Here is a 20,991-nt window from a genome sequence, read left to right on the forward strand (position 1 = left end):
GACCGGGTCGGAAGGCGACACTGCTTGACTTTTGGATCCAGTATCCATTCAATGGACACAGAGAGGCGAGGAGGCCCGGCATGCACATCGGATACGCCGCGATGCTCGAGCAGGTCGACCCGACCGCCGTGATCGAGAACTGCATCCTCGCCGAGGCGCACGGGTTCCGCGGAATCATGGCGACCGACCACTTCCAGCCCTGGCTGCCTCGCCATCGCAACGCCGCGCACGTGTGGACCATGCTCGGCGCGATCGGAGCTCACACCACCGGCGACCTCGGTCCCGGTGTCACCACCCCGGGCTTCCGCACGCACCCCGCCGTGGTCGCCCAGGCCGCCGCCACTCTCGCGACGCTCTACCCGGAACGCACCTGGCTCGGCGTCGGTTCGGGGGAGGCACTGAACGAGCACATCGTCGGTGGCTACTGGCCGGAACCCGCCGAGCGGATCGACCGCATGTTCGAGGCCGTGGACCTGATCCGCAAGCTCTTCACCGCCTCCCTCGCCGGGAGGGACACGCGCCATCGCGGGGAGCACTTCCGGATGGAGACCACCCGGCTGTGGACGATGCCGCCCACCGCGCCACCGGTCTACGTCGCCACCGCAGGGCCCGCCACCGCGCGCCGTACCGGCCGGAACGCCGACGGCCTCATCACGACGTCCGCCGAGGTCGAACGCCTTGAGCCCCTGCTCGCGCGCTTCGCCGAGGGGGCACGAGAGGCGGGCCACGATCCCGACGCTCTCCCGAAGGTGCTCCAGCTCCGCCTCTCCTGGGCGCCGACCGAGGAGCAGGCCCGCGAGAATGCGCTCGCCGAATGGCCGATCGCCGGACTCCGGATGCGCCGTGGCGATGTGCGCTCGCCGTACGACTTCGAGCAGCTCGTGCGTGGGGTGACCGCTGACGACATGAGGGCGGGGATGCTCATCTCCGCGGACCCCGATGTGCACCGTGCCCAGATCCAGCGGTACGCCGACCTCGGCTTCACCCGTATCTACCTGCACAACGTCGGGCCCGACCAGAGGGCGTTCCTCGACGTGTTCGGTCGAGACGTCCTTCCGAAGGTGCGCGCATGAGCGTCCCGGCGATCACAGTATTCGCCCTCACCGGCATGGGCGAGGTGCGACCCGGTGACGACCTCGTGGCCCTGATCCTCGACACCGGCGTCGAGCTCGCGCACGGCGACATCCTCGTGGTCACCTCCAAGATCGTGTCCAAGGCCGAAGGTCGTTACGTACAGGCCGCCGACCGTGAGGCGGCGATCACCGCCGAGACCGTGCGCCCCGTCGCCTCGCGTACCGTCGACGGCCACACCATGCGCATCGTCGAGAACCGCCTGGGTATGGTCGCCGCGGCCGCCGGGGTCGACGCCAGCAACACCCCCGACGGCTGGGTGCTGCTGCTGCCCGAAGATCCCGACCGTTCGGCGCGAGCGCTCGCCGCGGGCCTGCGCGCAGCCACGGGTGCGGACGTGGGAGTGATCCTGAGCGACACTCTCGGACGCCCCTGGCGAGAGGGGCAGACCGACGTCGCGATCGGCGGCGGAGGGGTTCGCATGATCGCCGACCTCCGCGGCACGACAGACCAGGCGGGCAAGGTGCTCAGCGTCACGACCCCGTGCGTCGCGGATGAGCTGGCCTCGGCGTCCGATCTCGTCAAGGGAAAGGCGAGCGGCAACCCGGTCGCCGTGGTGCGCGGACGCTCCGATCTCGTCGGACCCCTCACTCTTCCCGGTGCCTCGAGCATCGTGCGCGCCTCGGAGCGCGACCTCTTCTGGCTGGGCACCGCCGAAGCACTCGACCAGGGATACCGCGACGGCTACGCCGCAGCCCTGGCGGACCTCACAGTACGACAAGAGAAGGATGCGACATGACACTGACCCTCGGATACAAGGCCAGCGCGGAGCAGTTCGACCCCCGGGAGCTCGTCGAGATCTCCGTGGCGGCGGAGGCGCACGGCATGCAGTCCGTGTTCGCCAGCGACCACTTCCAGCCCTGGAGGCACACCGGTGGTCACGCCCCGTTCTCTTTGACCTGGATGGCCGCGGTCGGCGAGCGCACATCGAGCATCCGCATCGGCACCTCGGTGCTGACCCCCACCTTCCGCTACAACCCGGCCGTGCTCGCGCAGGCGTTCGCGAGCCTGGGCTGCCTGTACCAGGACCGCATCATCCTCGGCGTGGGCTCCGGTGAGGCGCTGAACGAGATCGCGACGGGTTTCCGCGGCGCGGGGGAGCAGGAGTGGCCGGAGTTCAAGGAGCGCTATGCGCGGTTGCGCGAGTCGGTGCGCCTGATGCGGGCGCTGTGGTCGGGCGACCGGGTGAACTTCGACGGCGAGTACTACTCGACGCACGACGCCTCGATCTACGACCGGCCCGAGGGCGGCATCCCGATCTACATCGCGGCGGGCGGGCCTATGGTCGCGCGCTACGCCGGCCGTGCGGGCGATGGCTTCATCTGCACCTCGGGCAAGGGGCAGGAGCTCTACGTGGACCAGCTGCTTCCCGCCGTGAAGGAGGGGCTCGAGCAGTCCGAGCGCTCGTTCGACAGCTACGACCGGATGATCGAGATCAAGCTGTCGTACGAGGAGACCCGCGAGGCGGCGCTCGAGAACACCCGCTTCTGGTCGCCGCTGTCGCTCTCGAAGGAGCAGAAGCACGACATCACCGACCCGGTCGAGATGGAGAAGGCCGCCGACGCGCTGCCGTTGGAGACCATCGCGAAGCGCTGGATCGTCGGGAACGACCCGGATGCGGTGGCCGCCGAGATCCAGCAGTACATCGACTGGGGGTTCAACCACCTCGTCTTCCATGCGCCCGGTCACGACCAGCGCCGGTTCCTGCAGCTGTTCGAGCGTGACCTCGCGCCGCGGCTGCGCGGCTGAGGACGTCGACATGCTCCGCGGTGGTCTCGGGTCCTCGGTGCCGGGGGTGCCCGTGCGTGAGTGGGTGGTGGTGATCCCCGTCAAGCGAGCCGAGATAGGGAAGTCCCGCCTGCGATTGCCGGGGGTCGAGCGCGAGCCGCTCGCCCGGGCGATCGCGCTGGACACGGTCGGGGCCGCCGCGGCCTGTGAGCGCGTCGCCGAGGTCATCGTCGTGACGAGCGACGAGATCACGGCGACCGCACTCCGCGTGCTACCCCGCGTGCGGGTCGTGCGCGATCGCGGGGAGGGTTTGAGCGCGGCGATCCAGCTCGGCGTCAGCTCGGCATCGGAGGCTCGTGCGCGAGCAGTGATGCTCGGTGACCTCCCGGCATTGCGACCGGACGAACTGGCCATGGCGCTCGCCTTCGCGTCGTCGCACCCTCGGGCGTTCGTTCCGGATGCGGAGGGGACGGGCTCCGTGCTCGCGACCGCGCGCTCCGGGTTCGAGCTGCGTCCGTGTTTCGGCGCGCGCTCGGCCGCCGCCCATCGCGAAGCCGGTTTCGCGGAGGTCGGATTCCCGGTGCTGAGCGGGTTGAGGCGGGACCTCGATCATGCCGAGCACCTCCGCGCGGCGCGGCGCGCGGGTCTCGGGCCGCGGACTGCGGCGCTGCTGGATCATCCCCTGGTGCTGGCGTCATGACAGTCGCTGCGGCGCCACGCATCGTGGTCCTCGCCGGCGGTGTCGGCGGATCGAAGTTCGTCGTCGGAGTGCGCGAGGCCGCGCGCCGACGTTGGCCCGACGGGGAGGGCGGCACCCGCGCCCGGATCACGGTCATCCTCAACACCGGTGATGACCTGTGGCTCAGCGGCCTGCGCCTGCAGCCGGACGCCGACTCGATGATCTACGCCCTCGCCGGGGTGAACGATGCCGAGCGAGGATGGGGGCGGGCCGGAGAGAGCGAGCGCGTGGCCGCCGAACTGCACGCCTGGGGCGCCGGCTGGCCGTGGTTCACCCTGGGCGACCTCGATCTCGGCGCGCATGTCGCGCGCACCGGGTGGCTCCGTGACGGCGCGTCGGTCACCGAGGTGGTGTCACGCCTCGCCGGGCGCTGGCCGCTCGGGGTCCGGCTGCTCCCGATGACGGACTCCGAGGTCGACACACACGTGACGACCGACCAGGGGCGCATGCACTTCCAGGAGTGGTGGACGCTGCATCGGGCGGCGCTTCCGGCGCAGGACTTCGACTGGCCGGGCATCGAGCGGTCCGTCCCTGCGCCCGGCGTCCGCGAGGCTCTGGCGGAGGCGGACGCGGTGCTCTTCGCGCCGTCGAATCCCGTGGTCTCGCTCGGCCCGATCCTCACAGTCCCCGGGATCGCCGAGGCGGTGCGTTCCTCCCCTGGAGTGGTCGTCGGGGTTTCCCCGATCATCGACGGCGCTCCGGTGCGAGGGATGGCCGATGCCTGTCTCGCCGCGCTCGGAATCCCCGCTGCCGCCGATGCGGTCGGACGCCATTACGGTGCGCGGACGTCAGGGGGTCTGCTCGACGCGTGGGTGATCGCCGAAGAGGATGCTGCGCTCGCCACCGCGCTCCACGCCGAGGGGCTGCCTGCCCTGGTGCGTCCGCTCTGGATGCGCGACCGCGACACCGCCGCCGCGCTCGCCGGAGCCGTGCTCGAGTGGGCTCTGGTCGACCAGCGCGACGAGGCCTAGACGTTCGGCGACAACTCTGCCCGAAAGTCACCAATATATCGGCGTAATGAGTCGGGCCCTCGACGCGTCTCTCAGGTGGGAGAATGCTCGTCCGGTCACGGTGCGAGCTCATCAGGCGGAGGGGCCTCATGAACGGGAGAAGCGGAGTGACACAGCTCTTCGAGGAGCTGGAAGTCGAATGCGGCGCGAGTGTGGAGCGCATCACGGACCGGGTGTCGGTCCTGCAGGGGGTGGACATCGAGGTCGAGGTGCTCGGCGAGAGGGAATGGGAGAGCATCGCGCCCTTCGTGCTCGTCCGTGATGATCGCGCGAGGATTCTCCTCCGGGAATCCGATCCGCGGTGGTACCGGCTGCATGTCGTGATCCATCAGTTGGCCCATGTGCTGTGCGGGCACACGCAGTGTGCGGCCCTGCCCATGTCGTTCGAGGGGGCGACGGATCCGACGCCGGTCGACCGGCTCGCCCATGAGTTCCTGCACCGACAGGAAGCCGAGGCGGACGAGATCTCCCGCAGGCTGAATGTGTTCGTCCTCGCGGCGGACTCCGCGCCGTCGCGCGCCCTGCTCGTCTGAGCGCGGGCGTCGGCGATCAGGGCCCGGCGACGGGAACCGGCGCATCGTCGAACACGATCAGCGGGCGGTCGCTGTCCGGTCGGGAGAGGACCACGGCGTCGACGTTCCACACCCGGGCGATGAGTTCGTGCGTGAGCACGTCCTGCGGCGATCCGGCCGCCTGTACATGACCGTTCGCGACCACCACGATCCGATCGGCGAAGGCCGCCGCATGGTTGAGGTCGTGCAGCGCGGCGAAGACGGTCATCCCGTCGGCGGCGAGTGAGCGCAGCAGCGCGAGGGTGTCGAGCTGCGCGCGGATGTCGAGATGGTTCGTCGGCTCGTCGCACAGCAGCAGTGCGGGTCGCTGCGCCAGGGCTCTGGCGAGATTCACTCGCTGGCGCTCGCCGCCGGAGAGGGTCGCCGCATCGCGGTCGGCGAACTCGAGGGCGCCGGCACGGCGCAGTGCCGTCTCCGTGGCGGTGGCGTCCGTCCCCTCGCTCTCGAACGACAGCCAGCCCCGGTGAGGAAGCAGCCCGAGGCCGACGATCTCTCGCCCCGTCATCCCGTCGGCGGCCGACCACTCCTGCTCCACGAGGGCCACCCGCTGCGCGCGCTCCCGGCGTTTCATGCTCAGGAGGGAGTCGCCGTGCAGACGGAGCGACTCGGTCTCGCCGCGCAGCGTACCGGCGATCAGTCGCAACAGCGTGCTCTTGCCTGAGCCGTTGGGGCCGAGCAGTACGGTCACCGCGCCACGCGGCGCGGTGAGGTGCATCCCGTCGAGGATGAGCCGATCGCCGCGACGGAAGCGGAGGCGCTGGGCGTCGAGCCCGTCTCGGTGATCGGTCATGGCCGGTTCCTCCGCATCCGCAGCATCAGCAGTGCGAACACCGGTCCGCCGATGAGCGCGGTCACGATGCCGACCGGGAGCTCGCGCGGTTCGAACACGGTGCGAGCGATCGTGTCCGCCCAGATGAGGAACACCGCCCCGGCGAGGAAGGAGACCGGCAGCAGCGCGCGATGCCGGGCGCCGACGACCGCACGAACGGCATGAGGCAGGATCAGGCCGATGAAGCCGATCGAGCCGCTGACCGCGACCAGCGCACCGGTCAACAGGGCCGTGCAGAGGAAGAGGAGCACCCGCATCCGGGTGACCGGCACGCCAAGGGCTTCAGCGGCGGTGTCCCCGAGTGCGAGGCTGTCGAGCGGACGGGCCGACGCCAGCAGGGGGATCGCGCAGACGAGAACGGCGATGCCGGCCAAGGTCGCATCCGCCCAGTCCGCGCCGCCGAGTGAGCCGAGCAGCCAGCTGAGGATCTCGCGGTAGCTGTCGTTCGTCGCGCTCCAGAAGATCACCAGGCTCGTCAGCGCCGCGAGCACCGCCGATACCGCGAGGCCTGCGAGCACCACGGCCGTCGGTCCCGTGGAGCCGGCGGCGCGGGCAAGGCCGAGCGTCAGCACGAGAGCGAGCACCGCACCGGCGAAGGCCGCGAACGGCAGCGCCACCGCAGCGCCCAGGACGATCACAATCACCGCGCCCGTGGATGCGCCCGACGACAGCCCGAGCAGATATGGATCGGCGAGCGGGTTGCGGGTGAGCGCCTGCATCACGGCGCCGCACAAGGCGAGGCCACCGCCGACGGCTGCTGCCGTGAGCACGCGGGGCACACGTCCCTCCCAGATGATCGCGTCGCGAATCGGGGTGAGGCCGCTGCTCGCCCCGGTCAGGTGCGACCACACGCTCGCCAGGAGCTCGCCGGGGGTGATGTCGGCCGGTCCGATCGCGATGGCCGCGATCACGGTGACGGCGAGGGCGGGCAGCAGCACGGCGACGGCCGAGACCGTGCGCCGCCGTCTCGGGTGGATGGTCGACGCGGCCGCGACCGGTACCGCCGCCCGCAACGGGAGAGCGGCGCTCATTGCTCTCCGAGCTGCGTGACGAGCGACGCCACGGCGTCCACATTTCGGATCCCGGCCTCGGTGGCCGGGAAGTCGACGATCAGATAGCGCTCGTTCTGCACGGCGTCGAGCCGCGCGGTGATCGGATTCGAGGACAGCAGTGCGATCTTGGAGGCGGCGGTGTTCCAGGCGGCGTCCACCAGGACGATCACGTCGGGGTCCGCCTCTGCGATCAGCTCCCACGAGCTCGAGGTCCAGGTGTCGTGCACGTCGGCGAACACGTTGTCGAGACCGGCTGCCGACATGATCATCTGCGGCGCCCCGATCCCCGCCCCCACGAAGGGCTGGTCCGTGCCCGAGGAGTACCAGAGAGCGGTGAGCCCGCGGTCGTCCGGGATGATCTCGTCGAGAGCCGCGCGCTGTCGCGCGATCAGCTCGGAGGCGGCATCCTGCTCGCCGAGGAGCTCGCCGGCCTCGGCGAAGCCGTCGAAGACGGTGTCGAACGTGAGCGGGTCGGGCATGTAACCCGGCCCCTTGCACGCAGCGGGCGCGACGTAGGTGGTGATGCCGAGCTTCTGCAGGTCGGTGCGTTCGCCCGCGCCGTCGACCGAGAAGTTCGACTCCCACCCGGCGAACACCAGGTCGGGCTCGAGTTCGAGCACGGCCTCCTTCGACGGCACCTTGTCGGAGATGGCCGGGATGTCTTCGGCATCGGGCGCGAGACTCTCGGGAAGTGGCCCGTCGGAGAACGCGGAGCCGATGATGCGGTTCCCGGCGCCGAGCGCCAGGGCGAGCTCGAGTGTCGAGGACTTGATGGTGAGGATCCGCTGCGGTGCGGCACCCACCGACACGTCGGTGCCGCAGTTGTCGAGGACGAGGGGTTTCGGATCGGCGGCAGCGGCTGGCGCTGCCGGGGCACCGGCGCATCCGCTCAATCCGGCGGCGACGAGGAGGGCGAGGAGCGGGGTGGCGGCGATGGCGCGGGCGGTGGCAGGCATGGGTCTCCGGAGGACGAGGAAGGGAAGGGCGCAAGCGAGAGCACGTTCGCAGTCCAGGTCGGGACCACCGGCGTCGGCCAATCGGGTCGACGTGATGCGGTCATGCTAGCGCGGATTCTGGATCCAAATCAATACTGGATTCTGGATCCAAAATGGGCGATGATGGGGATTGCCCCACCGCAGCGGCGCAGATCGCCGATCGCGACGCCGCGTTCAGCCGAGAGGAACCCATGCAGACCACACCCGTCTCGTACTTCAGCGAGGGTCAGCGCATCTCCGCCGTGTGGCGCACCCCCGATCACGCGGGCCCCTACCGTGCGCTCGTGCAGGGGCCGGGCTGGCTCGGGCTCAAGGACGCCAAGCTCTACGTCCGCTATCACGAAGCCCTCGTCCAGGCCGGCTTCGCCGTGCTCGTGATCGACTACCGCGGCTTCGGTGACTCCGAGGGCGACCGCGGCTACCTTTCTCCGGCCTGGCAGCTGCAAGACCTCGTGAACGCGGTCACCTACCTCACCACGCGCGAAGACGTGATCGCCGACGCGATCGGGGTGTTCGGCACCGGCGGGACGGGAGGCGGCAACGCCGTGCTCCTGGCCGACGCCGATCCGCGCATCAAGGCCGCCGTCAGCCAGGTGCCCGTCGCCGACGGTGAGGATTGGCTGCACCGCATGCGCAGCGAGTACGAATGGCTCGACTTCCAGAACTCCCTCGCCGAGGACCGGCGGCTCCGCGTTACCACGGGGGAGGGGCGGATCGTGCACCCCCGCGAGGAGATCATGATCCCCACGGCTGAGCGTCGTGCCACGAAGATCAAGGCCGACGTCGACGATCGCATCCCCAGTGCCGTTCCGCTCGCGTGCGCCGAGGGCATCCTCGCGTACCGGCCCATCGAGGCGGCCGCCCGCCTGACCACGCCACTGCTCGTGATCGGCGTCGAAGGCGACGCGACCACCCCGACCGACCATGCCGAAGCGCTGTACGAGGCCGCACACGGTCCGAAACAGCTGATCATGCAGCGGCATACGACCCACTACGCCGCGTACGACGCGTACTGGGAGCAGACCACCCCGGTGATCGTCGAGTGGTTCGACCGGTACGTGCGACCGGCGCATCTCGTGCATCGGTCGTCGCCGTCGCCCGCGATCGGCGAGTCGATCACCACCGAATCCGTCAGCAAAGAGGAGGTCACGCCATGAGCGTGGATCTGAAGATCACCGGTGGCACCGTCGTCACCCCTGCAGGACCGGTGCAGGCCGACCTGCTCGTCGCCGACGGCAAGGTCGCCGGCATCGTCGCGGGAGGAACCGAGATCCCGGCCGCGCGCACGATCGACGCCGCGGGCAAGCTCGTGCTCCCCGGCATGGTCGACGTGCACGTGCACACCCGCGAGCCCGGCTACGAGCACAAGGATGACATCTACACGACGAGCCTTCAGGCGGCAGCAGGCGGCGTCACCACGATGTTCGGGATGCCGAACCTCAAGCCGCCGACCACCGATGTCGCCACCCTGACCGACGTGTTCCACCGCTACGAGGAATCGTCGATCGTCGACTGGAACCACAACCCCGCGCCGACCAAGTTCGACGAGATCGCCGGCATGAGCGAGATGGGCATCCGGGCGTACAAGATCTACATGGTCGTCGACACCGGTCGTGACTATCCACACCCCTCGGGTACCGGCATCCACAACCACGGGCACCTGCTCGAGATCATGGACCACATCGCCCGAACCGGGAAGCGCTTCATCGTGCATCCCCACGACCAGGCGCTGATGGACTACATCGAGGGCGCGTACCTGGCTCGCGGAGAGAACACCCCGGAGGGCTACGCCTCGGCCTACGCCGCGCGCGAGGGCGTGATCTGGGACACGGCGATCGACGTCGTGCTCCGTCTCGCCGAGGCATCCGGTTGCCCGGTGCACATCGCGCACATCCAGACCCGGCGCTCGATCGAGGCCGTCCGCCGTGCCAAGCAGAACGGCATCGATGTCACGTGCGAGGTCAACCACTGGGCGCCGTTCCTGTCGACGTGGAACGACGTCGAGACGCTCGGTCCCTACGCGCTCAGCTACTGGGTGCCCGACGACAACCGCGCCGCCGTCTGGGAGGGCATGCGCGACGGGACGATCGACATCGCCGCCAGCGACCACGCCCCGCACACGCGCGAGGAGAAGGAGGTCGGGTGGACGAAGATGTGGAGCTCGCACACCGGCACCCCCGGCATCCAGTACTACTACGAGCTCATGCTCGACGCCGTCAACAAGGGCGAGCTCGACCTGCAGCGCGCGATCGACATGGTCGCCCACATCCCCGCCGCCAAGTTCGGCCTGGAAGGGGTCAAGGGCTCGCTCACGATCGGAGCGGACGCCGACATCGTCATCGCCGACCTGGCCGACGAGTGGACCATCACCAACGACGGCGTGCTGTCGAAGATCGGTTGGACCCCGTACGACGGGCGCACCATCAGCGCCCGGATCCAGCGGACCCTCGTGCGCGGGGTCGACGTCTACGTCGGTGACGAGGTCATCGGCGACCCCGCTTTCGGAAAGCTCGCCGCATCGGCGGAAGACAGGGCGGCGTTCGCCGCAGAAGGGAACTGACATGAAATTCGGACTGCTGCTGCCGCACTTCGGCGAGGAGGCGAGCAAGGAGAAGCTCCTGGAGGGATCGAAGCTCGCCGAGAGCTTCGGGTTCGACTCCGTCTGGGTGCGCGATCACCTGGTGTTCGAGCCGCACGGTGAGATGGAGAAGCCGAACCGCACGTTCTACGACGCGCTGACCACGCTCACCGCGATCGGCGCCGTCACCGAGAAGATCGAGCTCGGCACCGGGTCGCTCATCCCGTTCCGCCACCCGCTGGTCACGGCGCTCATGGCCGGGACCATGACGCAGCTGCTCGGCCCGCGCCTGATCCTGGGCTTCGGCGCCGGCACCTTCGACCACGAGTTCGACGCGATCGGCTGGGGCGACCTCGACCGCGTCGAGATGGTTCGCTCGAACGCCGAGATCCTGCGTCGCGTGTTCACCGAGAACGATGTGACGTATGACGACGGGATCTTCTCGTTCGAGAACGTCACGATCGAGCCGAAGCCCGTCGGCGGACGCATCCCCTTCTGGTATTGCGGTGCCACCCCGCGCTCGGCCCGTCTCGCGGCCGAGTTCGCCGATGGATGGATGCCCGGGCGCACCGGGCTCCTCACCATGGAGAAGCGCATCCAGACCATGCGCGAGATGACGGACGAGAACGGGCGCCCGATGCCGACCATCGCCGTCATCCCGCCGACCTCGATCGAGGACTCCCGGGAGGAGGCGCTGAAGCACGTGAACATCCCGGGCCTGCTCGCCTGGGCGAACAAGGCCAAGTTCGCGGTGAAGCCGCCGTCGGGCAGCTTCGAGACGGTCGAAGACCTCGAGGGGCAGCTCATCGTCGGCAGCCCCGATGAGGCCGTCGAGCAGATCAAGCGGTTCGAGGAGGTCGGCACCGAGCATCTCGTCTTCGACTTCCGCTTCAAGTTCGATCGGTTCTTCGAGCAGATCGAGCTCCTCGGTACCGAGGTGCTTCCTAAGCTGCGATAAAGCCGCGCACCCGAGCGCGGCACGAGACGAGAGGTCGACGATGACTGACGTGAACCACACCGCACGAGACACCACCGATCCGCTGATCTCGGTCGCCGGGCTCTCGGTGAGCTACGACGTCGCGCGCACGGGGAAGAAGCTGATCGCCATCGAGAACGTCGACCTCGACGTCTTCGAGGGCGAGTTCATCACGGTGCTCGGCCCGTCGGGGTGCGGCAAGACGACGTTCATGAACGTCATCGCCGGCCTCGTCGCGCCGAGCACCGGCTCCGTCCTCGTGGACGGGAAGGAGGTCGACGGACCGGGACCCGACCGGGCCGTCGTCTTCCAGGACTACGCCCTCCTGCCCTGGCGGACCGTCTTCGACAACGTGAGGTTCGGCCTCGAGATGCAGAAGGGCCTGCGCACGGCGGACTGGCGGGCGAAGGTGCAGGAGGCCATCGACATGGTCGGCCTCAAGGGGTTCGAATCCTCTTACCCCCGCGAGCTCTCCGGCGGAATGCAGCAGCGCGTCGGCCTCGCCCGCGCATTCGTGGCCGAACCGAGGATCCTGCTGATGGACGAGCCGCTCGGCGCCGTCGACGCCCTGACCCGCGAGGTGATGCGTGACGAGATCGAGAAGCTGATCGAGGCGACCGGCAAGACCGTCCTCTTCATCACGCACTCGATCGAGGAGGCGATCCTCCTGGGCGACCGCATCGTCGTCTTCAAGAGTCATCCCGGTGCGATCAAGGAGGTCATCACGACCGACATCCCCCGTCCGCGGTCGGAGCGCTCGGTGCAACACGATCCGCGCTTCCTCGAACTCCGCGACCACCTCTGGGAGGCGCTGGAGGGCGAGGCGACGGCGGCGGCGGTGTCGAAATGACCGCGCTCCTGGCCACCGGCCCGAATCTCGGCAGGGGTGGCGTCGCCGCCTGGCTCGCCGGACTGAGCGCGAGGGGCAAGGCCGCCGTCATCGCGGTCGAAGTCGTGATCCTCCTCGTGCTGTGGCAGCTGGTCGTGGGCGTGCTCGGTTGGATCAACCCGGTCTTCCTGCCGCCTCCGCTGTCGATCGCCCAGGGGTTCGGCGAGATCATCGCGAACGGATCGCTCGCCACCAACGCCGTCGTCTCGGCGCAGGCGTGGCTGACCGGCTTCGCGTTGGCCGTGGTCGTCGGCATCCCGGTCGGACTCCTCATGGGCACCTCGCTGCCGGTCGATCGGGTGATCGGGCCGATCGCCTGGACGATCTACGCCACCCCCTCGATCGCGTACCAGCCGCTCGCCAAGGCCTGGTTCGGCTTCGGGATCGGTCCGGTGATCTTCCTCGTGACGATCAGCGCGATCTTCCCGATCCTGCTCAACGTCGCCGCCGGCATGCGTACGACGAACCCGTCGATCATCCGCGCCGCCCGCGTGTACGGGGCGGGTCGCCTGCGGCTGTACCGCTCGGTGTACCTGCCGTCGACGATCCCGTTCCTGTTCGCGGGCCTCCGTCAAGCAGTCGTGCTCGCGACGATCGGCATGGTGGTGGCCGAGCTCGCGGGCTCGTCGAGCGGAATGGGAGCGCTCATCATCCGCGCCTCGAACACCTATCAGACCGATCAGGCGTTCGCGGCGATCGCGGTCGTCGTGCTGTGGAGCGTGGGCATGACCCAGGTGGTGACGGCCATCGAGCGCGGGGTCGCTCCGTGGACGAGGAAGGGGAAGCGATGAGCGTCGTCTCGGCAACGGGCACCATGCGGATCGTCCGTCCGCGTCGCGTCGTGCGATCCGGGGAGGGGAAGTGGACCCTGCTCCTGATCGGAGTGGTCGCCGCGGTGCTGGTGCTGTGGGAGGCGGTGGTCAGCTGGTTCCAGTGGGTGCCGTCGGCGTTCCTCCCCGCCCCGAGCGCGATCGCGGTCGCGTTCGGTCAGCTCATGGTCGATCCGGAGTTCTGGTCGGCGTTCGTGTTCAGCGTCACGAACCTGCTGATCGGCCTCGCCATCGCGATCGTCGTCGGTGTGGTCGTGGGCCTCGCGGTCGGCTGGTCGCCCGTGCTGCGCTTCATGGTCGCGCCGTTCCTCTGGGTGCTGTACTCGACTCCCAAGGTTGCGCTCGCCCCCCTGTTCATCCTCGGGCTCGGGCTGGGCAGCGAGTCGAAGATCGCGCTCGTCATCCTGCTGGCCGTGTTCCCGATCCTCTTGAACACCATGGAGGGCGCGGTCACCGTGAACCCTTCGCTCGTCAACGCCGCGCGGGTGTACGGCGCCAAGGGGATCGGCCTCGGGTGGAAGGTGATCTTCCCCGCCACGCTGCCCTACAGCCTCTCCGGCATCCAGCGCGGTGCGGCGCTCGGGTTCACGGGCGAGGTGCTCGGCGAGTTCCTCGGCGGCACCGGCGGTCTCGGGCACCTGCTCGAGTTCGCGGCCTATCAGTTCCGGATGGACGAGGCGATCGCGATGGTCGTGGTCATGGTCATCATCGCCAACCTGACGCTGTTCCTCATCTCGGTGCTCCGTCGGCGTCTCGCGCCCTGGTACGACGAGCGCAAGATCGTCGGCTGACCGCCGCCTCGACCCCCGGCCCCCGTCTCATGCGCGACGGGGGCCGGGTTCGTTCCCACCGGGTTTCGAATCGCGCAAACGGCTCGATCCGTGGTCGAGATGCGGCCGGTTGCGCGATTCGAAACCCGCTGGCGGCGGGCGATCTGCGATCCACGCGTGAAGAGGCCCCACCGCCATGCGCAACGGTGGGGCCTCTTCGTGTGACGTGCGGATCAGCTCAGCGGGTCACGGGTAGGGCAGGGTCGCCGGTCCGGCATTGTCGAGGCCGAGCAGCTCCTGCGCCTTGAACAGGTACGCCAACTGGGACTCGTCGAAGTCGAGAGGCTCGAGCTTCTGCGTCTCGATGGTGGTGTCCCACGCCTCGTCGTCGAAGTACAGGTTCGGGCAGGCGAGGTGTCCGTCGAGGATCCAGACGCTGTCCGATTCACGCAGCTCCGCGACATCGAAGTCGTTGGCCTCGTAGATGTCCAGCGCCTCCTCGGCGTTCTCAGGGAACTCGCCGGGTGCGGGTGCCGTCATGAAGTCGGTGCCCTTGAGCGTGGCGCGCAGGAACCGGACCAGGGTGTTCGGATTCTCCTGTGCCCACTGCGTGCCGGCGATCTGCACGTCGTTGGCCCAGTTGCGCAGCGACTCGACGACGATGTTCGCGCCGTGTTCCTCGAGGGCGGCGCGGTCGTCGGCGTAGAACGGCTGCAAGGAGATCCTGTCGTTGACGAAGAATTCCGTCCACGACTCCGACCCGGGTCCCGGGTAGACGATCTCGGTGTTGACGGATGAGATGTCCCAGCCTTCCTCCTCGAGCACCTGGGCTCGCTGGAACTCGGCAGGATCGCCGGGGGTTCCCGCCAGCACGATGGAGGTGCCGTCGAGGTCCTCCACGCCGGAGACGTCGGACTGCACCGCGAAGTCGAAGTTCTGCCGGCAGTAGTGCCCCGAGACCAGGTCGATCTCGACACCTCCGCGGATGGCATCGATCACGGTGCCGGTGGATTCGACGCCGATGTCAGCGCTTCCGCTGGCGACCGCGGCGGTGACGTTGTCGGCGGTGATGACCTCGACGGTGAGGCCCTCCTCCTCGTAGTAGCCCAGATCCGTCGCGAGGACGTACATCGAGTACATCGTGACGTCGGGGAAGGGGATGGCCACCGTGATGCTGGTGTCTTCGGCGGCTCCGGGTTCGCCGTCGCCGAGCTCGACGGGGCCTTCCGGTGTCGGCGTCGGCGAGGCGCAGGCGGCGAGCAGCGTCAGTGCTGCTGTGCCGCCGACCACGGCGAGGCCGAGTCTGTTTCGTGTCGTGCGCATGACTCTCCATTCGGGCAAGTGCGTGCGGCTCCTCCGTGGAGTGGGGCGCCTCACGCGGATTTTGGGATACGGTATCCAATTTGAGTTCCCGTGTCCATGGTTTGCGGGATATCGTGCTCGAACAGGGTCTAGACGCCCAGGACGAAAATTGGATACAGTATCCGAAACAGATTCCCGCGATGAAGAGGTGAAGATGCGAGCCGCTGTGCTGAGCCGCCATGATCTGGACGGCCTGTCTGTCGCAGACACGGCTGCGCCGACACCCGGCGCCGGCGATGTGCTCGTCCGCGTGGACACCGTCGGGGTGAATCAGCTCGACCTCAACGTCATCGCCGGCACCGGGCCGGGGGCGCAGGCGCAGCTGCCCCGCATCCTCGGGATCGACCCCGCCGGCGAGATCGTCGGGGTCGGAGCGGAGGTCGATCCGACGCGCATCGGCCAGGCCGTCGTGGTCAAGCCCAACATCGCGTGCGGCCTCTGCGCGCACTGTCAGGCCGGTGACGAAGCCGACTGCCCGCGTCAGACGGTCGTCGGCGTGCATCGCGACGGGGGAGCGGCGGAGTTCGTCGTCGTCCCCGCCCGCAACGCGTTCGACCGCCGTGGCCTCGACGCCGCGCAGGCGACCGCCGTGGTCCACAGCGCATCCATCGTCATCAACGCCGTCCGCACCGTCGGCCTCACCGCCGGCGACCGCGTGCTCATCACGGGTGCCGGCGGAACGCTCGGTCGAGCCGCGGTCGCGGTCGCCCTCGCCCGCGGTGCGGATGTGGTCGCCGCGTCTCGCCGAGCCCTCACCGCGCTCGGTGACGAGCAGGTCATCCAGGCGGCCGATGCTCCTGCTCTGGCCTCTGCGCTGAGCGGGGGAGGCGGCTTCGACGTCGTGCTCGACGTGTCCGGCCATGCGCCGACGTTGAGCGCCGGGATCTCGGCGCTGCAGTGGGGCGGCAGGGCGGTGTTCTGCGCGGCCTCCATCGACAGCGACCTGCACGTCGACTCCCGCGACTTCTATCTGCGGCGCAAGCGACTGTTCGGCGTGGCCAGTGCCCGCTACGACGACGTGGCCGAGGCGCTCGCGCTCGCTGACATCGGTGTGCTGCCTTCACTCGTCGGCAGCCGCTACGCGCTCGCTGACATCGCCACGGCGTATCGCGACTTTCCCCGCAAGGGTGAGGGGAAGGTCATCGTCGATGTGCGATGACCGCCCTCGGTATCGAAGAGGAGACCAGAAGTGATGAGCACTGCACGACCGGGCGCCGGTGCGCTCGCCGGGATCCGCGTGATCGAGCTGGGTCAGTACATCTCGGGTCCGTACGCCGCGAAGCTGCTGGCCGATCTCGGTGCCGACGTCGTCAAGGTCGAATCGCCGGAGGGCGACCCCATGCGCCGATGGGAGGGTCGGGCGACGATGAGCCCGCAGTTCGCTGCGTACAACCGCGGCAAGCGGGGCGTCGTGCTCGACCTGAAGAGCGCTGACGGCCTCGCCGCGCTGTTCGCCCTGGTCGACGACGCGGACATCGTGCTCGACAACTTCCGTCCAGGGGTCGCGGCGCGGCTCGGATTCGGTCCCGAAGACCTGCATGCCCGCAATCCGCGGATCATCTCGTGCTCCATCACGGGGTTCGGCGCCACCGGTCCTGCAGCGAAGCGCCCCGCCTACGACACGGTGATCTCGGCCACCGGGGGCATGTACAGCCAGGTCGTCCCCGCGTCAACGATCCGCCCGCTCGGTCCCGCATTCTCCGATCTCCTCTCCGGGATGTCGGCCGTGCAGGCGGTGCTCGCCGCGCTGCATGCGCGTGATGTGAGCGGGGTCGGTGAGCACGTCGAGGTCACGATGGTCGGCGCACTGCTGGACTTCCTCACCGAGTCGGCGTCGGCATTCCTCGAGACGGGACAGGTCTCCTCGCCCGATTCGCGGCCTCGTCGGGCGCAGGCGTACGCGTGCCGGGGCTCAGACGACAAGGCGTTCGTGATCCACATGTCGGTGCCGGAGAAGTTCTGGACCGGACTGCTCGATGTCCTGGAACGGCCCGATCTCGCCGACGACCCGCGCTTCTCGACCCGCGAAGGGCGTGTGCGCAACTACGACGAGCTCGACGCAGTGCTCAAGGAGATCGCGGCGACTCACCCCCGCCAGTACTGGCTCGATCGACTCGCCGCGCACGATATCCCGCACGGGCCGCTGAACACGATGGGTGATCTGTTCGACGACCCGCAGATCGCCGGCATGGGTCTGGTCGAGGAGATCGACGGCCCCGACGGTGCGCTGCGCGTGCCGGTCCCCAGTATCCGCTTCCAGCGATCGGGTCGACCGGAGCTTCGCTACGCCCCCGCACTCGGGGCCGACACCGAGGCGTTGACCGGGCTGCGGTCCGGAGTGAAGGAAGGGGCTGCCTGATGCCCGGCATCGACGACCTCGTCGCGATCGACGTCCACACCCACCCGCAGACGGAGGAGTTCATCGCGGCGATGGGTCGGCGGCACTCCCAGATGGCCGCCCACTTCGGGCGCGAGCGCCCGGTCGTGTCGTTCGCCGAGCAGGCGGATCAGTATCGCGAACGCAAGATGATGGCCGTCATCGTGAACTCCGACTCGGAGACGACGAGCGGGATCAAGGGCGCACCGAACGATCTTCTCGGCAAGGCGCAGCAGGACCACCCCGACGTGTTCCTCGCATTCGCCGGCATCGACCCGTGGAAGGGTGAGGGCGCGGTCGCCGAGATCCGGCGGATGCACGACGAGTACGGCATCAAGGGCGTGGGAGAGCTCAATCCGTCCCGGCAGAAGTTCCTCGCCAACGATCGCCGGTTCTTCCCGATCTGGGAGACCTGCGCCGAACTCGGGCTCGTGGTGATGTTCCACTCCGGCTTCCCCGGCGCAGGGGCGGGCACTCCGGGAGGTGGCGGCTACCGGCTCGAGAACGCCCGTCCTGTGCCCTACATCGACGACGTGGCGGCCGAGTTCCCCGAGCTGAACATCATCAGCGCCCACCCGGCCTGGCCTTGGCACCTCGAGAACCTCGCGATGGTCTGGCACAAGTCGAACGTGTACCTCGATCTGTCGGGCTGGGCGCCGAAGTACCTGCCCCCGGAAGTGGTCCGCTACGCCGACTCGCTGATCTCCGACCGTGTCCTCTTCGGGTCGGACTGGCCCGTGATGACCGCGGATCGGTGGATGACCGAGTTCGACGCGCTCGGGCTCAAGGAGGAGTCGCGCCGGAAGATCCTGCTCGACAACGCGCGGAAGCTGTTCCGACTGTGAGCACCCGGGAAGGAGCCGAGCATGGCTGAACTCGTCATGGCCGCCGCGACCCCGCACAACCCGTTGTTGTGGCGGGCGATGCGCGAGCCGATGCCGGACGACCTCGTCGCGGTCGAGGCCAACTTCCGTCGCGTCCGGGAGGCCATCGCCGATGCCGGGGTCGACACCCTCATCGTGCTCGGCACCGATCACGTGCGGCAGTTCTTCTCCGACAACTCGCCGGCCTTCCTCGTGGGCAGGGCTGCGTCGTACCACGGAACCTACGAGAACGAGGTGCGCACGTTCGGCATGGAGTATGCCGAGCTGGTCGGCAACCCGGAGCTGGCGACGCAGATCACGGGCCGCGAGGTGCTGCCTGAGACGATCGACCTCTCGGTGTCGCACGAGTGGCGCCTCGACCACAGCTTCGTGCTCCCGCTGCAGTACGTCCGGCCGGACCTCGACCTGCCGATCGTGCCGATCCATGCGAACTCGATCCTGCCTCCGCTGCCGACCGCGGCGCGCTTCGCCGCTCTCGGCCACCACCTTCGCACCGTGGTGGAGTCGTGGGACAGTGACGCGAGGGTGGGGTTGCTCACCTCGGGGCACATGGCGACGGACGTGGGGGGACCCCGCACGTTCAACGGCTCGCCCGATCCCGAGTTCGACGCCGAGGCGGTGGCATGGATGCGTGACGGAGACCTCGACGGAGCGATCGCCGGCTGCCGGTTCGACCGGATCATGGCCGCCGGCAACGTCACCTACCAGTACGTGAACATCGTGGCCGCGCTCGCCGCGATGAAGGGCCGACCGGCGGATCTCGCCGAGGCGACGACCTCCCGTTTCGCTTCCAGTCCGTTCTTCCTGTGGGGAGCCGCATCGTGAGCCGGTACATGATGAACAAGTTCATCCGCGCCGTCGAGATGAGCACGGCGAACGTGAATGCCTACGTGGCCGACACCGAGGGCTTCGTCGACCGCTGGCTCGCCGACGGATCGGGTCCCGATGCGGTCGCCGACGACCGCGTGCTGACCCCCGAGGAGCGGGTCGCTTTCGTGAACCGTGACTACGGCGCACTCTACGGCCTGGGCGCGCATCCGTATCTGCTGTGGCACTTCACAGAGGCCGTCTACGAGCACGAGTACACGGAGGGCTTCGGCTGGCGCGACCTCGTCGAGCGCTATCGCGCCGCGATCATCCCGTACGGCGAGGTCGACGACATCCCCTGATCCGGTCTTCCCGAGCTGCCTCCTCGCCCGGTTGGCGGTGCACCTGTCGGGAGTATCCGTACGGACGGGGCGTTTGAGGGCACTTTCTCCTTGCATCTGTCCACGCTCCCGACAAGTGGACCTCGGCTGCGTCGGGCAGGGCGCGGCGGATGCCCCGTGGTGGGATTTCCACGGGGCATCCGCCCGTTCTGCGCCGGCGTCGAGCGACGGGGAGCTGGGGGCTACGAACCCGTCGCGATGGGGTGGGTGATGACGCATCGGCGCGCCGGTGGTGCGGGGTCTCCTCCCCCGAGGACGGCCGCACCGCCGGCGTCTCTCGCTACGCCGTCACTCCACGACGTCGCAGCAGGGCCGCACCTCCGAGGCCGAGCAGGATCATGGCGAGCACGATCAGTCCTGCCGACGACGAGCCGCCCGTCATCGCGAGCCCCGTGGACTGGCCGGTCCACGCCGCCCCCGACGCGGTGACGGAACCGGTCGATGTACCGGGGTCGGTGCCGGGGTCGGTGCCCGGGTCCGTGCCGGGGTCGGTGCCGGGGTCGGTGCCCGGGTCCGTGCCGGGATCCGTGCCCGGGTCCGTGCCGGGATCCGTGCCCGGGTCCGTCACCGTGGCCTCGCCCAGCACGGAGATGGCGTTTCCGCCGAGCGTGATCGGAAGGCTGATCGGCAGCGCCAGCTGGGTGCCGCCGAGGAGCCCGCCGAGACCGCTGGTGGTGTTTCCGCCGGTGGTCGGGGTGACCGGTGCTCCGGTGTTCCCGCCGGTTCCGGTGCTGGCGCTGTCGCCGAGCAGGGAGATCGCGTTGCCGGTCACGTCGACGGGGGCGGTGATGGGTGCGGTGATCTGGGTGCCGCTGAGCGTGCCGTCCTCGCCGTCGGTGGTGTTTCCGCCGGTGGTCGGGGTGACCGGTGCTCCGGTGTTCCCGCCGGTTCCGGTGCTGGCGCTGTCGCCGAGCAGGGAGATCGCGTTGCCGGTCACGCCCACGGGGGCGGTGATGGGTGCGGTGATCTGGGTGCCGCTGAGCGTGCCGTCCTCGCCGTCGGTGGTGTTTCCGCCGGTGGTCGGGGTGACCGGTGCTCCGGTGTTCCCGCCGGTTCCGGTG

22 protein-coding genes are annotated in these 20,991 nt (G+C 69.0%); 17 read left to right on the plus strand and 5 right to left on the minus strand.

The genetic code is table 11. The annotated features are described in order from the left end of the window. The first annotated feature begins 80 nt into the window (after window positions 1-80). The 6 genes from LC041_RS15265 (at window position 81) to LC041_RS15290 (ending at window position 5,141) form a co-directional block, all read left to right on the plus strand. Window positions 81-1,073, plus strand: a complete 993-nt coding sequence (locus LC041_RS15265; protein WP_226533948.1) for a TIGR03557 family F420-dependent LLM class oxidoreductase — start codon at window positions 81-83, stop codon at window positions 1,071-1,073. Next, window positions 1,070-1,870 (plus strand): coenzyme F420-0:L-glutamate ligase, encoded by an 801-nt coding sequence (gene cofE / locus LC041_RS15270; RefSeq protein WP_226533949.1) that lies wholly within the window; start codon window positions 1,070-1,072, stop codon window positions 1,868-1,870. The genes LC041_RS15265 and cofE overlap by 4 nt, the downstream gene beginning before the upstream one ends. Next, on the plus strand, window positions 1,867-2,880 hold the full coding sequence (fgd, locus tag LC041_RS15275; protein WP_226533950.1) for a glucose-6-phosphate dehydrogenase (coenzyme-F420): 1,014 nt from the start codon (window positions 1,867-1,869) through the stop codon (window positions 2,878-2,880). The genes cofE and fgd overlap by 4 nt, the downstream gene beginning before the upstream one ends. A gap of 10 nt (window positions 2,881-2,890) precedes the next feature. Next, a complete protein-coding gene (gene cofC, locus LC041_RS15280) occupies window positions 2,891-3,559 on the plus strand; it encodes a 2-phospho-L-lactate guanylyltransferase (protein WP_226533951.1) in 669 nt (222 codons plus the stop codon). Further along, window positions 3,556-4,569: a 2-phospho-L-lactate transferase gene (gene cofD / locus LC041_RS15285; RefSeq protein ID WP_226533952.1), complete on the plus strand. Its 1,014-nt coding sequence runs from the start codon at window positions 3,556-3,558 to the stop codon at window positions 4,567-4,569. Before cofC ends, cofD begins: the two co-directional genes overlap by 4 nt. Before the next feature lie 146 nt (window positions 4,570-4,715). After that, window positions 4,716-5,141 (plus strand): hypothetical protein, encoded by a 426-nt coding sequence (locus LC041_RS15290; RefSeq protein WP_226533953.1) that lies wholly within the window; start codon window positions 4,716-4,718, stop codon window positions 5,139-5,141. Window positions 5,142-5,157: 16 nt separating this feature from the next. Here LC041_RS15290 and LC041_RS15295 read toward each other — a convergent pair whose 3' ends face one another. The 3 genes from LC041_RS15295 to LC041_RS15305 are packed head-to-tail and all read right to left on the minus strand — an operon-like array spanning window position 5,158 to window position 8,017. Further along, window positions 5,158-5,970, minus strand: coding sequence for an ABC transporter ATP-binding protein (locus LC041_RS15295; protein ID WP_226533954.1), 813 nt, complete (start codon window positions 5,968-5,970; stop codon window positions 5,158-5,160). Continuing rightward, entirely contained in the window at window positions 5,967-7,040 is a 1,074-nt protein-coding gene (locus tag LC041_RS15300) for a putative F420-0 ABC transporter permease subunit (protein WP_226533955.1), read from the minus strand. The genes LC041_RS15295 and LC041_RS15300 overlap by 4 nt, the downstream gene beginning before the upstream one ends. Then, a complete protein-coding gene (locus LC041_RS15305) occupies window positions 7,037-8,017 on the minus strand; it encodes a putative F420-0 ABC transporter substrate-binding protein (protein WP_226533956.1) in 981 nt (326 codons plus the stop codon). The genes LC041_RS15300 and LC041_RS15305 overlap by 4 nt, the downstream gene beginning before the upstream one ends. A gap of 152 nt (window positions 8,018-8,169) precedes the next feature. Between LC041_RS15305 and LC041_RS15310 the strand changes: the two genes are divergently transcribed. From LC041_RS15310 to LC041_RS15335, 6 genes are read left to right on the plus strand one after another with little or no spacing between them, the layout of a single operon-like run. Then, window positions 8,170-9,213: an alpha/beta hydrolase gene (locus LC041_RS15310; protein WP_226533957.1), complete on the plus strand. Its 1,044-nt coding sequence runs from the start codon at window positions 8,170-8,172 to the stop codon at window positions 9,211-9,213. After that, window positions 9,210-10,616 carry a dihydroorotase gene (locus LC041_RS15315; RefSeq protein ID WP_226533958.1) on the plus strand — a complete coding sequence of 469 codons (1,407 nt, stop codon included), beginning with the start codon at window positions 9,210-9,212 and terminating at the stop codon, window positions 10,614-10,616. Before LC041_RS15310 ends, LC041_RS15315 begins: the two co-directional genes overlap by 4 nt. 1 nt (window position 10,617) lies before the next feature. Beyond that, window positions 10,618-11,592: an LLM class flavin-dependent oxidoreductase gene (locus LC041_RS15320; protein WP_226533959.1), complete on the plus strand. Its 975-nt coding sequence runs from the start codon at window positions 10,618-10,620 to the stop codon at window positions 11,590-11,592. Window positions 11,593-11,632: 40 nt separating this feature from the next. After that, a complete protein-coding gene (locus tag LC041_RS15325) occupies window positions 11,633-12,460 on the plus strand; it encodes an ABC transporter ATP-binding protein (RefSeq protein ID WP_226533960.1) in 828 nt (275 codons plus the stop codon). After that, a complete protein-coding gene (locus LC041_RS15330; protein WP_226533961.1) occupies window positions 12,457-13,290 on the plus strand; it encodes an ABC transporter permease in 834 nt (277 codons plus the stop codon). The genes LC041_RS15325 and LC041_RS15330 overlap by 4 nt, the downstream gene beginning before the upstream one ends. Next, complete coding sequence (locus LC041_RS15335) at window positions 13,287-14,120, plus strand: ABC transporter permease (protein WP_226533962.1); 834 nt, start codon at window positions 13,287-13,289, stop codon at window positions 14,118-14,120. The genes LC041_RS15330 and LC041_RS15335 overlap by 4 nt, the downstream gene beginning before the upstream one ends. Window positions 14,121-14,345: 225 nt before the next feature. On the opposite strand, the gene LC041_RS15340 is transcribed toward LC041_RS15335, so the two are convergent. Beyond that, on the minus strand, window positions 14,346-15,422 hold the full coding sequence (locus LC041_RS15340; protein ID WP_226533963.1) for an ABC transporter substrate-binding protein: 1,077 nt from the start codon (window positions 15,420-15,422) through the stop codon (window positions 14,346-14,348). Between the two features lie 193 nt (window positions 15,423-15,615). Here LC041_RS15340 and LC041_RS15345 point away from each other — a divergent pair, with 193 nt between their 5' ends. Genes LC041_RS15345 through LC041_RS15365 form a run of 5 tightly spaced genes read left to right on the plus strand, consistent with a single transcriptional unit; the run spans window position 15,616 to window position 19,891 of the window. After that, window positions 15,616-16,620: an alcohol dehydrogenase catalytic domain-containing protein gene (locus tag LC041_RS15345; RefSeq protein WP_226533964.1), complete on the plus strand. Its 1,005-nt coding sequence runs from the start codon at window positions 15,616-15,618 to the stop codon at window positions 16,618-16,620. A gap of 33 nt (window positions 16,621-16,653) precedes the next feature. Beyond that, a complete protein-coding gene (locus LC041_RS15350; protein WP_226533965.1) occupies window positions 16,654-17,820 on the plus strand; it encodes a CaiB/BaiF CoA transferase family protein in 1,167 nt (388 codons plus the stop codon). Beyond that, window positions 17,820-18,683 (plus strand): amidohydrolase family protein, encoded by an 864-nt coding sequence (locus tag LC041_RS15355; protein WP_226533966.1) that lies wholly within the window; start codon window positions 17,820-17,822, stop codon window positions 18,681-18,683. Before LC041_RS15350 ends, LC041_RS15355 begins: the two co-directional genes overlap by 1 nt. Window positions 18,684-18,704: 21 nt before the next feature. Continuing rightward, the gene (locus LC041_RS15360) at window positions 18,705-19,547 is read left to right on the plus strand and encodes a hypothetical protein (protein WP_226533967.1); all 843 of its coding nucleotides are present in this window, start codon (window positions 18,705-18,707) and stop codon (window positions 19,545-19,547) included. Next, entirely contained in the window at window positions 19,544-19,891 is a 348-nt protein-coding gene (locus tag LC041_RS15365) for a hypothetical protein (RefSeq protein WP_226533968.1), read from the plus strand. Before LC041_RS15360 ends, LC041_RS15365 begins: the two co-directional genes overlap by 4 nt. 319 nt (window positions 19,892-20,210) lie before the next feature. Here LC041_RS15365 and LC041_RS15370 read toward each other — a convergent pair. After that, a partial coding sequence (locus LC041_RS15370; RefSeq protein WP_226533969.1) for a chaplin family protein occupies window positions 20,211-20,991 on the minus strand: 781 nt, incomplete at its 5' end.

The sequence above is a fragment of the Microbacterium paraoxydans genome, from assembly GCF_020524545.1.
In the GTDB taxonomy this organism is placed as follows: Bacteria; Actinomycetota; Actinomycetes; order Actinomycetales; family Microbacteriaceae; genus Microbacterium; species Microbacterium paraoxydans_C.